This window comes from Heyndrickxia acidicola, assembly GCF_001636425.1.
Taxonomy (GTDB): Bacteria; Bacillota; Bacilli; order Bacillales; family Bacillaceae_C; genus Bacillus_AE; species Bacillus_AE acidicola.
Map to the genome: position 1 here is coordinate 2,643,871 of NZ_KV440953.1, position 14,969 is coordinate 2,658,839.

Genomic DNA, 14,969 nt, shown 5'->3' on the forward strand with positions numbered 1-14,969 from the left:
CCTTATCTTTACCAATCACTGCTTATTTATTAAGAACTATGCTTTGTTAAATTGGAGCCGTAATGAGAGGTGTTTGAAAAGCCCATTTCACCCGAAAAAGCTAATCGTTCTGTAACTACCGAAGAACTCAAAAAGCTGATTTTGTATGCCCGTGTCTTACCTGCATACAATAAAAATCATAAAAAACTCGCTGTAGCGAGTTTTAATAGATAGATGTATAATTACTTCCTTTTTATTTTTTGCTATATCTAACTGTCTTCTCCTTGTGTAAGCTGTCCTGATAATTCCGTGAGATTTTCTGCAATTCCTTTTAATTTATGGATACCTTCAAAAATATGATCCATTGAGGACTTTGTATCAAGAGAGGAAGCCCTCACATTTTGCATATCGGCGCCAATTAAAGCGGATTGATTCGCTGCGCCTTCCAAAGAGGCGGCTACTTCCTCAGAACCCGCAGAGATTTCTTCTGATGCCGCACTCACCTTTTGAATTTGATTAGTTAGTGTTTGTATACTGGCATAAATAGTTTCAAAAGCAAATCCTGCCGCCTTTACAATTCCAGCGCCTTCTCCTACCTCATTTGTTTCCTTTTCCATTAAACCAGAAAGGGAGCCTGTTGCTTTATGTATATTCATAATGGTAGCAGTTATTTTTTTTGCCAATTCTTCAGTCTGCTCAGAGAGGTTTCTCACTTCCTCTGCCACTACAGCAAAACCTCGCCCGTTTTCCCCGGCCCTTGCCGCTTCAATCGTTGCATTAAGGGCGAGTAAGTTCGTTTGAGAGGCAACCCCCGATATAATTTTGGCCATCTCATCCACCTCCACCAATTGAACTCTAAGGTTTTGCATAGATTCTGTTACCTCAATGGCAGACTGCTCAATATCTTCAAAGATAGAAACGGTATTCTTAATATAGACACTTCCCTCATTCGCTTTTTCAAGCATCACTTCTGCTGTTTCAGTAGCCATGGAAGCCGATTCGGCCACTTCGATAATTCCTGACGAAATATGCTCCATCGCCGCTGCACTTTCACGGGAGGCTGCAGCCTGTCCGGCCATTCGTGTATCTATATTGGTTACTGCATTTGATATCTGGTGCGTAGATTCAACGGCTTTTTCAGCATTGATGGTTAACCTTCCTGCATACTGTGCCAGATGATCAGAAGACGCTATTAGTTCCTTAAGCAGCTTTTGGATAATCTTCTGCTTCTCCTCTTTATCTGTTTGCAGCGAAGCCGTAATGCCCTTATTCGTTTTAATCTGTAAAATAGTAGCGAAACAAGTAAACAGCAGGAAGACCGCATGGATGGCTACCATTCCAAATGAATAATCATGCCGCCCAAAAACAACGTCAGGAAAAAAGAAAAAACCGCCAATATGCTGGAGAGCAAAAATAAGAGTTGAAATAATTACCAGCTTCATATTTTCATAAAAAGCAATAATGGCCATGACCATAAAGATGGAGAAGTGAAATTCCACCATACCATTCGCACCCGCTACCATGGAAATGCTCGCAAAGGTCATACAAAGCGCTAGGATAAGAGGGAGTTGATTATGGTGACTTCTCCAGTATAAAACGAGGCTTAATAAAAGCAGCAAGAATGGAGATGCAGCAATTCCAATTGTTACTAGAGGAGAATAAGTCGAAGCTCCATCCATTCCTCCGCTTATATATGGGTATATGAAGTGGACAGCGAGCGACATGATACAGGCAATTGCAGCGAATAAAAGCATTAATTTATTTCTTTTTACAATCATTTTTACTCTCTCCGTTCTGGGAATTTACAAATTATGTGTTGTACACTTTTTATTATAATAGTTGTACAAATATTATACAAATTTAAAAGTACCAATTTTTTCTTTTCAAGATCGTTCATTACTATCCCTTGATGTTTTCATCCGAAATAAATCAATTCTTTTTTTTAAGTAAAGTGGAAAATCAGATTGGTGTTCAATTCTCATTGAGCTTTCAAATAGACATTAGATGTGCTTCCATCCTTCCTGCTGGTTGATTTTCGCTTCAGGCACTCGCTTTCCGCGGGTGGCCGGGAGCCTCGTCGCAAGCTCCTGCGGGGTCTCCCTAAGGCCAGCTGATCCCGCAGGAGTCTCGTGTCTTCCGCTCCAATCAACATTATGTTCAATTCTACATTTAGCTTTCAAATAGACATTGGATGTGCTTCCATCCTTTCTGCTGGCTGATTTACCCTTCATGTAATCACTTCAATCAATATTAGGATTATATTCAACACATTTGCCGCTGCCCTATGCCTGCCGATTTGAATCAATTGTGAGTGTCATTCTAAAGAAAGGATAACCATTATTCCGCTAAGTTTTAGCGGTTAAAATGATTTTTTCCTTTTCTTTTAAAAAGAAATGTGGTATAGTAAACTAGCGATGAGCTAATATGCATAAGACGAGATTGACGCGCCTTTATGGCAATGCACAATGTGGAGTGCTGTCTCTCGCCGCATTACGTACAAAAAGACGCCTATTCGGCGTCTTTTTTCTATGATATGGATACCATTTTACTTTCTAGTAATATTTTTGTTAGGCTCTCTACAACCTCAATATTGATTACTGTCCCCTATTTAACAAAGCCCTTTAAAAAACAGTCATAACGGCATCTGCATCAATAGTCATGATTAAAAACCGCTTTCCATTAGATGATTGGATAGTTCTTTATGAATGCGAAGCAATGACTGGATATCTTCTTCTGGCATTTTATCTAATGCGAAAAGCATAGCCCTATAAGATAATGATTCTTTACTGGATTTTTTTGAAACTTCTTCACCTTTATTCGTTAATTTTACCTTTACTTCTCTGCGGTCTTCCTCAGAAAATCTTCTTTCTAACAACCCCATGTTAACTAATTTATCTATGCCCACACTAACTGTACTTTTTGGAGAAATAAGTTTATCAGCCAGCTCCTGCTGCGTTAATTCAGGAAATGCAAATACTGTATTAAGAATGGATAACTGTTGTAAGGAAAGTCCAAATCCTTCAGCATTCTTTTTTGTTAATTTTGCAGTAGTTTTGTTAATAGCCCAAAATGATTGATACACTTCCATTACCTGCTTAACTTTTGGATCGGTAAAATTCAACTCCATTATTCCATGCCTCCCAATTGAATAGTTCAATACTAAACTGTTCAAAAATAAATTGTTCGCCTATAATCTATTTTACACTATTTCTATTGGACGATTTTATTTGAAGCAGCTCTTTCAATAAGAAAATGTTGCGATGGTGAAATAAATGAGGTTCATTTTTGGAGGACACTTCTAATATTTAGCGGTATGAATGCCCCTAAAAAATTCGAAAGTTGTTGCTGAAATTCATAGGTTGCCATTCATATAGGTGCAATCAAGAACTCTTCCATCTTACTAAAGTCCTTTTTAAACTGCCGATTTTACAAAAAAGCTAAAAAGCTTTCTGTATCAAAAAACCTTCAGTAATACTGGACATACCTCTTCCATAAAATGATTGAGAAAAGGGGGCCAATACGTTGATCATAAAATGTGTACCTCTGTTCTTATTTATTATATTGCTTGCTGGCTGTATGAAGGAGACTGTTCATGCAGATCTTTACACCTATATCCAGTACAACTTAAAGGAAGTTATACCGTTAGAAAAGAAAGCAGTGGAGTCCTATCAATCTGTTACAGGCTCAAATTATACGAGCGATCAAAGCTTATATACTACTTTAAATCATGATGTCATTCCAATGTATGCAGATTTCGTGACCCAATTAAAGGCAATCCATCCCGAAACAAAAGAAGTGCAAGATATCCATCATTTATATGTTAAGGCTGCCAGCCTCCAGCTTCAGGCATTTAGTATGATGTCAGAGGTGCTTATTAATAATGATCAAAGTAAAGTGCAAGAAGTAAACAGCATGCTTGAAGATGCAAGAAATATAATGAACAGGTATATGGACAGCCTGAATAAGCTGGCGAATAAACAGCATTTAACGTTGGAGGATTATGATGTTTTCTCGACTATATAAAAAAGCGCAAGGAGCCTGCTTATCGGCGACAAGCATAAAACAAGTCGGCTTGAAGGTTTGATTTGAAAGCTTCTACCAGGATCTGGACAAGAAACATCTACAATTTTAGTAATTTGTAATTTCACGGTAAAAACAAAAAGGCTATCCACAATGACAGCCTGCTTTTATCTCATACACTCGATAAGCTATATCAGAAAGAAGCTTGCATTTTTAATTATAGAACAGGATTACATTTAGCCTTTTTTAACGCTCTTAAATTTCCAATAAATAATTCAGAGGATACCCATTCTTTATATTTCCTAGGTACCAAAATTTCTTCTGTATTAATGTCTGTGTTTGACAAAGTAATCAATTCGTTTAAGTAGTCCTTTAACTTTGTTATATCTTCTGTTACACCAACTGGACCGTGGCCAGGAACCACTTTTTTAACATCAAATTTACTCATTCTATTTAAGGTGTTTGCCCATTCTAGGGGGTTCGACTCAGGGAAGATGGATGGATGAGTCTCAACAAACAATAGGTCACCCATAAAAATTATTTTATCTTCAGGCAAGTACAGGATAGAATCACATTCTGAGTGTCCGGTGCCAAGTGATGATATTATAGCATTTCGTTTTGTTCCATATATGGTGAATTCGCTCTTAAAGGTATATTGCGGCAATACTAATTCAAGGGTAGGCAATGATAATGCTATCTCTCTTAGGAAATTTATATTATGTTCTAACTTCTGATCTGTGGAAATCTTGCTTTGCTGGAGGAGTGATTCTATATAATGATTCAATCCAGATATATCCTCTTTTTGTTTAGCAATTCTTTTGGGGTGATTTTCTTTCATTTTTTGAAGTGTTGTTTCACTAGCTAATATGTTACTGTTTTTAAGGATTTGGTTTCCTCTAATATGATCACCGTGCCAGTGGCTATTAACAACCCAAGAAACTGGTTGTTTTGTAATTCTTTCTGCGATTTCCTTTAAATCTCCTGCAGCTTGCTGCGTGTTAAACGTATCAAAAACAATTGTTTTATCTCCCAAATCTATAATTCCTGCATTTGCAGCTGCTCCGCCGCCGTCTTTTGCAATTGCTGCATATACACCTTCCTGTATCTTTTCAAGTCTAAAGTGTTTTGAATTAATTTCCGGCATAAATCAAGTCCCCTTTAAAAAATGGCTCAGTTAAAGGACACTGTTGTTTTTTAGCTCATTCGTGTGAAACGGCAGTTTCACACGCCTTTCAGCAGAGCTGAAAGGTTATAGTAAAGAAAGGAACAAAAAGCAAACTTGTTTGCATTTTGTTCCTTTCTTTACTATAAAAATGAGCTAAAAAACGAGCAGTTATCAACATTAAAAGTTAACACAGCCTAAAAAATAGAAGTCACAGTTATGTATATTCTACTTTATTTTTAATTATTCCTTCTTTTACTAGCGCGCCCCTTTCGTGATTTTAAACAAATTCAAATAAATGTGGTTCCAACGCAATAAAATGTGACATCCAACAATCCGAGTTCTCAGTTCCTATTTGGTGATTATTTTTGCAAACACGGTTATTTCCGTCTAATCCATCATATCCACAGCACCCATTTAGTTTGCTTGTATCAGAATGATAGTTAGTGTTGATTAAATCCGTTAAGTTTATAATAATTAAACCCTTAGTATTAATATCTTGTGCACCAGTTTCAATCCTAAAAAATCCTAAAAAATCCTTTAGGTATGTAATCTTCACCATCATTGTTATTTAATAAAGCTAAATCTTTTAATGCTGTTATCTCTTTAGAAATCTCTACTTTACATTTACGGCAAACTAGCCTCATTTGAAATAAATCCCCTTCATAACTCTAATACTGAAAAATATCATTATTTTTTATTTATACGTTACCTATTGTCCATCCTAACTAATGTTGTCAATTGCTATGTTAAATTCATAAAAAACTCGCAGTAATTTTAATAAAGAAAAAATGACGTATACCAATTTATACGCCATTTCTTATTAAGAAAGTACCCGAAAACGAATTCCTGTAATACTTACAAACCAGGTTTTTTTTAAGGTTTCTTATATTTTATTAGAGATGAAGAAAGTCTTCTTTTACTTTTTCGGCTGTCCTTTCAATATCATTTGCCACCTGGGGAATCATAAATCCTACGAACAATGGCGACACAACATACCTAGCGACAATTTTACAAACGATATACTCTCCCATGTTATAAAAAAATAAATTGTAGCTGTCACATTTCGATTCTGGATTGTCTACTAAGAATCGGACAGCTGTCTGAATACAATCCCCCATCGTTTCTACTTTTTCCATATCAAACAGCTTAACATTAAATTCTCGGAAGCCCATGATAGGGAAACTGGAAATATTAAATTCGACTGAATTGTCTTTATAAATTTCCACTCCTTGAAAATATTTAGGCTCTATTTTACTTTTGTAGTCCACATCCTCAAGAGCAACGATTTGCATATGAGGATGGCGAATGGTGCCTCCCGAAAGCGGACCATGGTTCTTATAAAAAATAACAGACTGATATTGCGGGTCCTTTTCCAATTTCAGCCAGTGACGAATACCAAATTTCAAAAGCTTATATAAATGTTTCTTATCATAAAATGAAAGATTGCCAAAGCAATCATCCGTCTCGATTAGCACAAGCTGAAGTGTTTTCTGCAATGTAGGATATTTGTTTTTAAGCAGAATAATTGACTCATCCATTTCAATGATGTTTTGAAGCTCACTAGTTTGGCAAAATGGACAGGCTGTGTTTTGATTGTTGACAGTAACCGGTTTTTTCTTTCCTATTGATGACGCAAAATAAAGCTGCGACATTGAATCATCTCCTCACTCATTAACTTGAAAATAGGCTCCTGAAATTTCAGCTGCAGGAAGGGGTTTATCCCCGATAAACTTCATTAGAAAAGGGCCTTCTCCATGTCTTTCGAGATACTCAGAAACTCTATTATTTTTGCTTGATGTAAATATGAGATCTCCACCATTCAGAACAAGCTTGTGTGTTTCTTTTTCCTTTTCAAGAGGAGACATCCTTAGCCCGAGGCAATCAGCCCATCTATTGGCAGTCTTATAGCTGTCGTGAACAGCAAACACAACCTCTTTGAATGTTAAATTGCTGATGGAATGAGCTTGCTGATTTTTAGCAAGATCCTGTTTTCTTTCTTCGTCTGACTGATTCCATTGAATGAAGAATGGGTATGGGAGTTCATCGTTAGAAGCTTCGATAAATAGCATCTTCCATTGGATCGTGATGCCATCTTCCCTTGTCCTCTTTCCAGGTACAGGGCCATGTATCTTAAACCCCAAGTCTTTCATTCTTGCAGCAACAGAATCAATTTCATTTGTTCTAAGCGCAATTCTTCCAAACCCCTCCCTGTTCGGAAGCCATTGGACTGCTTGCTCAATTAAGTTATTTTCTAATGCTGCAGTTTCAGCAATAGTACGATGATTGATCCCCAGAAATTCGAGGTAGCTTAAACCAAAATAGCTTAAAGCGTTAAAGGTGCCCCAATGAGCATGCTCGCCGCCCTGAGAGACTGAAAACCCTTTTTGTTTTAATGTTTCAGCGGTCACGATCGGATTGTTTGTAAAGTGCACCAGGTGATCAAAAGAAAGGTTCATTAGAAATCACTCCTTTTATGCTTTATACTTCTATTTGAGTTAATAAATATTTTTTAAATACAATATTGTTCATATTTGTTAATACTTGCAATATTGATATATTAATGGTTTTTCAATATGATTATGCTAAATCATTTTATTTTATAGTATACTTTATTTAATCTATTATACCATCGCGGCCATGTCCGCATTTTCCTTCTGCTATTACATTATGGGAAAGAGTTGATCCAAATTGAAACGGATACTTGCAATCAGCGATATTCACGGCTGTTACAATGAATTTAAAGAGCTGCTTTCGTTAGCGAAGTATAATGCTTCAAGTGATCAGCTTATTTTATTAGGGGACTACGTAGATAGAGGACCGAACAGCCGTGAAGTGGTTATGTTTATAAAAGAACTCGCAGAAAAAGACGGTGCGATTGTTTTAAAAGGGAATCATGATAAAATGTTTTGCGATTGGCTTGAAGATCCGGCCCGGAACGAAAATCGTTTTTTTCGCAACGGAGGAATAACCACTATTGAATCCTTTCTTAGGGACAAAAATGTAAGCGCTATCTCTGAGGGTGGAATAAGAGACTACTTAAAGATACAATACAAGGAAGAACTTCAATTTCTATCCTCTCTTCCTTATTATTATGAATTAGAACAGTATATTTTTGTCCACGCAGGCATTAATCCAATCCATACAGATTGGAAAAAAACAATGAATGATGATTTGATTTGGATAAGGGATCCCTTTTTGTTTACTGACCATCCTTTCCAGCAAACCATTATACATGGACATACCCCAGCGATAAAGCTTCATAATAAGGCAAATATCTACTACGGACATAATAAAATTTGCATTGATGGCGGCTGTGTGCTTGGATACCAATTGAATTGCCTTGAAATTCTGAACGGAACATTCAGCGAATACTTTGTAAAAACTGCCGTACCAGCTCCATTTTTCTGATTGATCATACTTCATCAGTTTCTTTTTTCTTTGGCACTGTGACAAATCTATGTTGACTTTATCCCCAAATTGATTGGTCAGGACTGAACAGGCAGGACAAACTGCGCTGTGCAAATCTGAGTAATACTTAATGTTCATTAGAATTCAACGTTGATTGCAGTGAAAGGCCTGAGACTCCTGCTCAGAAAAGTGTGTAAGAAGAGACCCCGCAGGAGCTTGCTATGATGACAGTCCCGCTACCGCCTGGCAAAAGTGAGTGACTGCAGCGAAAATCAATAGGGAAGCTTTGCAGAGCCTTATTTTTTAAAAATGGAAAAAGGAAATCACAAGCGCTTGCTCATCGGCGTACGGATTTCATGGTCTTCTATTGCGATAAAGGAAACATAACAAGGCAGTTCATGAGAGTTAATGCCTACTTATCGGAGGAGTACTAGAAGGACGCTGGAGCTAGACAAAGGCTGGATGGGTTAACTACTTATCTTTATAAAAGGCTCTTTTCGTAAACTTTGTTGCTATTGGGCACAGTAATATCATTATAAATATGTGTTCAGTATTAAAACTTGTGAAGAGCTTCCGAAAAGTTGCCACGAAGACAGACAACTCAAGAAATAATCCTTTGTACGTAAAGCAACAATTTATGCGAAAACAGCATTATAAAAAGCCGGGAGAAACTATCTTCTCCCGGCTTTTTGCGCGATGGGCTTTCTTTGAATAAGAAGCCATATTCATTATTATTATTGACCAATTGTTTTTTCTGAGGATCTGCCTGTCAGCTTGCCAATAATGGACAGATACAGAGAAACAATGGCATTCACAAGCGGATCCAGAATTGGTGCCAGTTTAGTAATAACAAAAGTAACAATAAAGGCTACTACGATACTTCCAACTACGTCGAATGGGTAGTGAATGCCGCAATAGATACGGGAAAATCCTGTTAACAGAGCTAATATTAGCATCAGCCCGCCTATTTTACGATGGCGTATAAGCATGAAAAATGCAATAGCGAAAGAGCCAGTCGCATGGTCACTAGGGAAAGAAGCATCAGCAGCATGAGAAATGAGTGTGTGAACATGATGAGCTACAAATGGACGCTTCTCATAATAGATATGTGAAATGATTACATTTGCAATAAGTCCAACAATCCCTGTTATACCTGCATATAATGCATCCCTTTTGTATGATTTGTTTCCAAATATCCAAATGAGCAGCAAAGCAATTGCGAAAATATAAATAGCTTTATTTGTACAGAATATCATAAATGCATCAATTACATGATTATGTCCGGCCAATCCATGGATGTCTTTAAATAAACGATAATTCAATGTGTTTCCCCTTCCTATCAAAATAATGACTACTTGATTTATCTTATAACAAAAAGACTAGCTGTTGTGCAAAAAAGTTCAAATTCCTTTTAAAAACTTTTTACAAGCTTCTTTTCGTACATTTTCCTGCGCTATGATAGAACGAAATAAAATCGTTTTGTATAGAAGGAACAAGCACAATGGCTGCCTAGTAACTTTATAAAAGGCTTTGTTACAAGACAATGTTGTTTTTTGGCTCATTTTACAGTAAAGAAAGGAACCTTTCAGCTTTGCTGAAAGGCGTGTGAAACTGCTGTTTCACACGAATATGCTAAAAAACAGCAGTTAACAACATTGAAATTTAGCACAGCCTTATAAAAATAGTTATGTTTGCGCAGGTAACCATTACAAAATGATTCTCTGCTAATTTTGTCTGTTGATTTCCTCTTTAATCGCCCCATTCACTATCAATTGTGTGCTTTAACACAAAATAAAGAGAGGGCATTGCCCCCTCTCGCGTAATATAAATATCCTTCTCCATTAAGGTATATACTGCTCAGTAATCTTTGTTATAACGCCATTCTTTATTTCTAAATGGAACGGAATACTATGATACTGATTGCGTTTCTTCAGAAAGTTTAAGAATTGAGCCTTTGTCACTTTTTGATTCCACTTAATTTCATCATTATAGGTTTGAAGTACATATTGTGCGTTTTTAGAAATTGAAATGGTGCGGATTCTCGGGTTCACATTCCGAATATAATACATATCTGGAGCATGCTTCATATATTTACTACACTTGCAATCCTTCAAAAACTCTCTGTCTGCCGCTTTTCCAAAATACCACTGAATATAATCAAAACGTCCATACATATGATTGCCTTTACTATAGATTCCTGTGATATAAGTAGTTTGTTTTTCAATTACAGGCTTCCTGGCTACAGTCTTAGCTTCAGAAACAGAAACATTTGCAAACAACGCTACTGCTGCAATCAATATAAAAGCTGCTCTTTTTAGCATTTAACTCCATCCTCTCACCTTTTGCTCTATTAATATGGTATGAAAAAATATATCCTTTTATACTTATCTATTGCTACTTTAATACCCCTATCTTATATAAGTATTCATTAATAATAGTATTGGCTGTGGAATCATTTTATTTGAGAATCCTGTCCTCCCAATTTTATTTTTCCTTTGGCTGTTTTCGCATAGATTGTTGCTTTACTTACAAAGGATTATTGCGTGTGTTGTCTGTCTTCGTGGCATCTTTTCGTATCCTATTCACAAGTTTTAATACTGTAAAATTTACGAAAAGAGCTTTCCTTTTAATAATTAGACGCATTAAGCTCACGAATTGTTTCAATATTTTTCTAAACATTTTACAACATATTCCCCGTATTTTTTTAGAAATATGTCCTTTACCCTTTATTCGTCCTCTTTAGCAGCGGAACGTCTCTATTTGTATAGAATTTCTACAATAGATTGTTGCTTTTATACACCCTAAAACGCATGATTGCCAAAACAAAAAAGAGAGCTCACTTGTGGTAATTGCGGCTCTCTCATGGTTATTTCATTTCAGTATTATACTAATAGATATATGTCCCAATTGATTCTTTTTCCGGGTCCCAAGTAATCAAAGCTTTTTCGTCATCAATATCCATGAGCCTGATGCTGATTGGAATATAATCCGGCAGCGCCTTGTTTTGGAGCTCTGAGGCAAGATACTGCGTCATTGCTTCTACAAGAGGCCGGTCCGCACCTGGAACTTTTATGTCAATTTCCAGATTGGTAAGCTGTTTATCAACATAAAGACCCTCTCCTACCATTGTATAGTTGGCATCTGGAAAATTGGTTCCAAAATCATCCTTTAAATTCTGAAACATGTCCGATGTTCCCTTGTCCAGTGTACTTGTTGAGGAATCTGGAAACGGATAGTACTTTCTGTCCACACCTGACCAGCTATCGATAGATCCTTCACCTGTATCCACAAAGGCTTTTTCAAAGAAGTATCCCGGTACAATGCTTTTATCAGTATCTGCCGTTTGATACAGGGTTAAAAATATAGGAACATTGGGAACGATATGTTTGTTCCTAAGCTGTTTAATAATACTTTCCCCAATGTTTTCACCCTCTTGGGTAAACGCGCTGTCGCCGACGGTCACACTGTCGCTGTAAACCAGCCCCTGGGCATCCGTATAGCTGACCTGAACCGTCTTATCCAAAGCAACCGCAATAGATACCCCCGCCGTCTTTCCGCTTTTATCCAGATAATCCTGTTCAAGGACATAGGATAAGATAGGCGGATAAGCTTTTTCTAATTGCAGGGAATCCTTATTCCCCGGGATTTCTGGATTAAGACCATTGGGATTTGATTTTGACTTTCGATTTACCCACTCATTTAAATTGGCTTTATTGATGTACTTTCCTACTTGAAGATAGTAATCCTGAGGAGAAAAGTGCTCCTGTGATAAATCCATTAAACCCGTATCTAATTCATCAACGTCCAATGGATTTCCAATATTCTTCAAAATGAGTCCGCGTGTGTCACTCGGTGTGGAAGATTGCTTTGTCAGGTATAACTCTTTCCCTTGGACGACTGGCTTCTTTTGTGCTGTTTTACTTGAGTTCGATATCTTATTATTATTGCAAGCAGTTAACATGAATATGACTACTACAAGCAATCCAATTGCCGCTTTTCGCATTCTAATCCTATCCTTTTCACTAAATTCATACCAGTGCAGTCTTTTTCTTTAGGGCGATGTCTTAACGAAGGCTGTTGCTGTTTTTTAACACTTTCTTGTTAAAAAACGTGCAATTTTCAACGTTGAAAATAATAAAGCCATTTAAATGAGAAAAGCTGCCTGCTTCCATTTATTTTTATATCTGTATGTATCTATAATGCATGGTGATTTAAGAGGTTTTAAGTAAAAATCCTCCCTTTCAAAGATATCATAGTTAGGCAATTCTTTCATATTTTTTCTACATGAAAAATACTGGAACATGAAAATTATCGCTTTAGCTCACTAAAGGGGTCAGACCCCTTTAGTGAGCTAAAGCAGAAAAGCTCCCCATCCATTAAGGAGGGGGAGCCTTCATTTATATAATTATAAGTGGATTTTTAGTTTACTGAAAGAGACAGTTCCTTTTCTTCCACTTCTTGCTCTTCTGGAGAGGTCTTTCGGATAAAGAAACCTAAAACAAAGGCGATAACCGTTAAAATCGTAGCGATGTTAAAGGCATCGTTAATTCCCATTACGGCTCCTTGTTTCAAAGCGAGTGCAGCATGATACTTATCAGCAGGAAGAATGTGCTTGTCTATAAAAAGCTGTTTTGCATGTATAGCCCCTCTATTTGTCATAATGGACACAAAGAAAGCCATTCCAACTGCACCTGCTACCATTCGCAGTGTATTCACCATAGCTGTTCCATACTTATTCATGTCGAGAGATAGTTCATTTAAGCCTGCAGTAAAAATAGGCATCATAAGTATAGACATTCCAAACATCCTGGCAGTATAAACGATTACTACATACGTAAAGGAAGTGTCTGTTTTTAGTTGTGACAGTGCATAGGTTGTGATAATCGTGATGGCCAAACCGGAAACCGCGAGCCATTTCGCCCCATAGCGGTCAAATAATCTTCCCGTAATGGGAGACATGATTCCCATGACAATTCCGCCCGGCAATAGCATTAAGCCTGAATCCAATGGAGAAAAACCTCTAACATTCTGCATATAGATAGGCATTAAAATCATACCGGAAAACATGGCCATAGTGACAATCACATTAATTAGCGTCGTTAAAGTAAAGATTTTGTAACGGAAAATTCTAAATTCCAATATTGGATGGCTTACCGTCATTTGTCTCCAAACAAACACCAATAGGCTTATGGCCCCTGCCACAAACATGATCAATACATCAGCACTTGTCCAGCCTTTCGTGCCAGCCTCAGCAAATCCGTAAAGAATCCCGCCAAATCCAATTGTTGATAATACAACCCCTAGGACATCCAGCTTTGGACGGCTTGTTTCTGTTACGTTTTTCACCATAAAAATGGACAATAAAAAATTTAACAGTGCAAAAGGAAAGATAATGAAAAACAGTACTCTCCACGAATGGTGTTCCACAACCCATCCTGAAAGAGTAGGGCCTATCGCTGGGGCAAAGTTCATTGCAACGCCGAATATCCCCATTGCAAATCCGCGGCGGTTGGGAGGGTATAGTGTGAAGATAACATTCGTAATAAGCGGAAAAAGAATACCTGCACCAATTGCCTGAATAACCCTTCCAACCAAAATAATGGAAAAGCTCGGAGCAATTCCGCAAATCAGAGTGCCTAATGCAAAAAATCCCATCGAAGAAAGGTAAAGCTGCCTTGTAGTGAATCGTTCCATTAAAAAGGCGGTAATCGGAATGACAATCCCATTAACCAGCATAAAGATTGTGGTTAACCAGTTGGCGACACTCGCTGTAATGTGAAGTGAATTCATCATTTGAGGCAAGGCAACATTGATAAGAGTCTGATTTAAAAATGCTACGACAGCCCCTGCAATCATAATGCCAAAGATGGAACGTCTGCTGCGAGAATCAGATGAAGTTTGATGAATATCCATTTATTGTGATGGACCTCCTTGAAGAATTGAAAAATATAGGATGATTACTTAGAAATATTCTGCTGGCACCCTTATACTTTTACACTGGTAAACTCAAATAAAACTCCCGCTTTATAGCGGGAGAAAAGTATAAAAATAGTGCTAGATTCGAATATTTAGTGACACAAAATATTTGATACTAGAACTATATTACGGATTAGAAATGCTTTTGTCAACAAATTGATTCTGGTTTATTAACGCTTTTATTAAGACTCCTTTGATACATTTTCGCGAGTCATACTCTTGATTCTGCAACTGCAAACCAAAGGAATAGATTACTGCGAAAGTCCCCTGGTTCATCCTCTCTATCTTACGAAAAACAATTCTAGGTTTGCGACAAATATCGCCCGATTTAGACGAGTTTCTTCATTAAATAATCCAATACTAAAAAAGTGTTTCTGTAAACAATGCTCCAGCTATATAAAAATACACCTTTGCTGCCTTG

12 protein-coding genes are annotated in these 14,969 nt (G+C 37.1%); 2 read left to right on the forward strand and 10 right to left on the reverse strand.

The genetic code is table 11. The features are described from left to right. Positions 1–248 precede the first annotated feature (248 nt). From A5N88_RS12375 to A5N88_RS12385, 3 genes are all read right to left on the reverse strand, one after another. Positions 249–1,757 (reverse strand): methyl-accepting chemotaxis protein, encoded by a 1,509-nt coding sequence (locus A5N88_RS12375; RefSeq protein WP_066266457.1) that lies wholly within the window; start codon positions 1,755–1,757, stop codon positions 249–251. Between the two features lie 222 nt (positions 1,758–1,979). Then, the gene (locus A5N88_RS12380; RefSeq protein WP_066266460.1) at positions 1,980–2,210 is read right to left on the reverse strand and encodes a hypothetical protein; all 231 of its coding nucleotides are present in this window, start codon (positions 2,208–2,210) and stop codon (positions 1,980–1,982) included. Positions 2,211–2,641: 431 nt separating this feature from the next. Continuing rightward, positions 2,642–3,106 carry a MarR family winged helix-turn-helix transcriptional regulator gene (locus A5N88_RS12385; RefSeq protein WP_066266462.1) on the reverse strand — a complete coding sequence of 155 codons (465 nt, stop codon included), beginning with the start codon at positions 3,104–3,106 and terminating at the stop codon, positions 2,642–2,644. A gap of 395 nt (positions 3,107–3,501) precedes the next feature. Between A5N88_RS12385 and A5N88_RS12390 the strand changes: the two genes are divergently transcribed. Further along, positions 3,502–4,002 (forward strand): hypothetical protein, encoded by a 501-nt coding sequence (locus A5N88_RS12390; protein WP_066266463.1) that lies wholly within the window; start codon positions 3,502–3,504, stop codon positions 4,000–4,002. A 214-nt stretch (positions 4,003–4,216) separates the two neighbouring features. Here the strand turns inward: A5N88_RS12390 and A5N88_RS12395 are convergent, their stop codons facing one another. The 3 genes from A5N88_RS12395 to A5N88_RS12405 form a co-directional block, all read right to left on the reverse strand. Next, positions 4,217–5,143, reverse strand: coding sequence for an MBL fold metallo-hydrolase (locus tag A5N88_RS12395; protein WP_066266465.1), 927 nt, complete (start codon positions 5,141–5,143; stop codon positions 4,217–4,219). A gap of 914 nt (positions 5,144–6,057) precedes the next feature. Further along, a complete protein-coding gene (locus A5N88_RS12400) occupies positions 6,058–6,816 on the reverse strand; it encodes a DUF4931 domain-containing protein (protein WP_066266467.1) in 759 nt (252 codons plus the stop codon). 12 nt (positions 6,817–6,828) lie between these two features. Beyond that, entirely contained in the window at positions 6,829–7,620 is a 792-nt protein-coding gene (locus tag A5N88_RS12405) for a VOC family protein (protein ID WP_066266469.1), read from the reverse strand. 232 nt (positions 7,621–7,852) lie between these two features. Between A5N88_RS12405 and A5N88_RS12410 the strand changes: the two genes are divergently transcribed. Then, positions 7,853–8,572 (forward strand): metallophosphoesterase family protein, encoded by a 720-nt coding sequence (locus tag A5N88_RS12410; RefSeq protein WP_066266472.1) that lies wholly within the window; start codon positions 7,853–7,855, stop codon positions 8,570–8,572. 734 nt (positions 8,573–9,306) lie between these two features. On the opposite strand, the gene A5N88_RS12415 is transcribed toward A5N88_RS12410, so the two are convergent. The 4 genes from A5N88_RS12415 to A5N88_RS12430 form a co-directional block, all read right to left on the reverse strand. Continuing rightward, the gene (locus A5N88_RS12415) at positions 9,307–9,894 is read right to left on the reverse strand and encodes an undecaprenyl-diphosphatase (protein ID WP_066266475.1); all 588 of its coding nucleotides are present in this window, start codon (positions 9,892–9,894) and stop codon (positions 9,307–9,309) included. 519 nt (positions 9,895–10,413) lie between these two features. Then, positions 10,414–10,893 (reverse strand): hypothetical protein, encoded by a 480-nt coding sequence (locus A5N88_RS12420; RefSeq protein WP_066266478.1) that lies wholly within the window; start codon positions 10,891–10,893, stop codon positions 10,414–10,416. A 566-nt stretch (positions 10,894–11,459) separates the two neighbouring features. Further along, positions 11,460–12,575 (reverse strand): CamS family sex pheromone protein, encoded by a 1,116-nt coding sequence (locus tag A5N88_RS12425; protein ID WP_066266480.1) that lies wholly within the window; start codon positions 12,573–12,575, stop codon positions 11,460–11,462. 416 nt (positions 12,576–12,991) lie between these two features. Beyond that, positions 12,992–14,485: a DHA2 family efflux MFS transporter permease subunit gene (locus A5N88_RS12430; protein ID WP_066266482.1), complete on the reverse strand. Its 1,494-nt coding sequence runs from the start codon at positions 14,483–14,485 to the stop codon at positions 12,992–12,994. Positions 14,486–14,969: the final 484 nt, after the last annotated feature.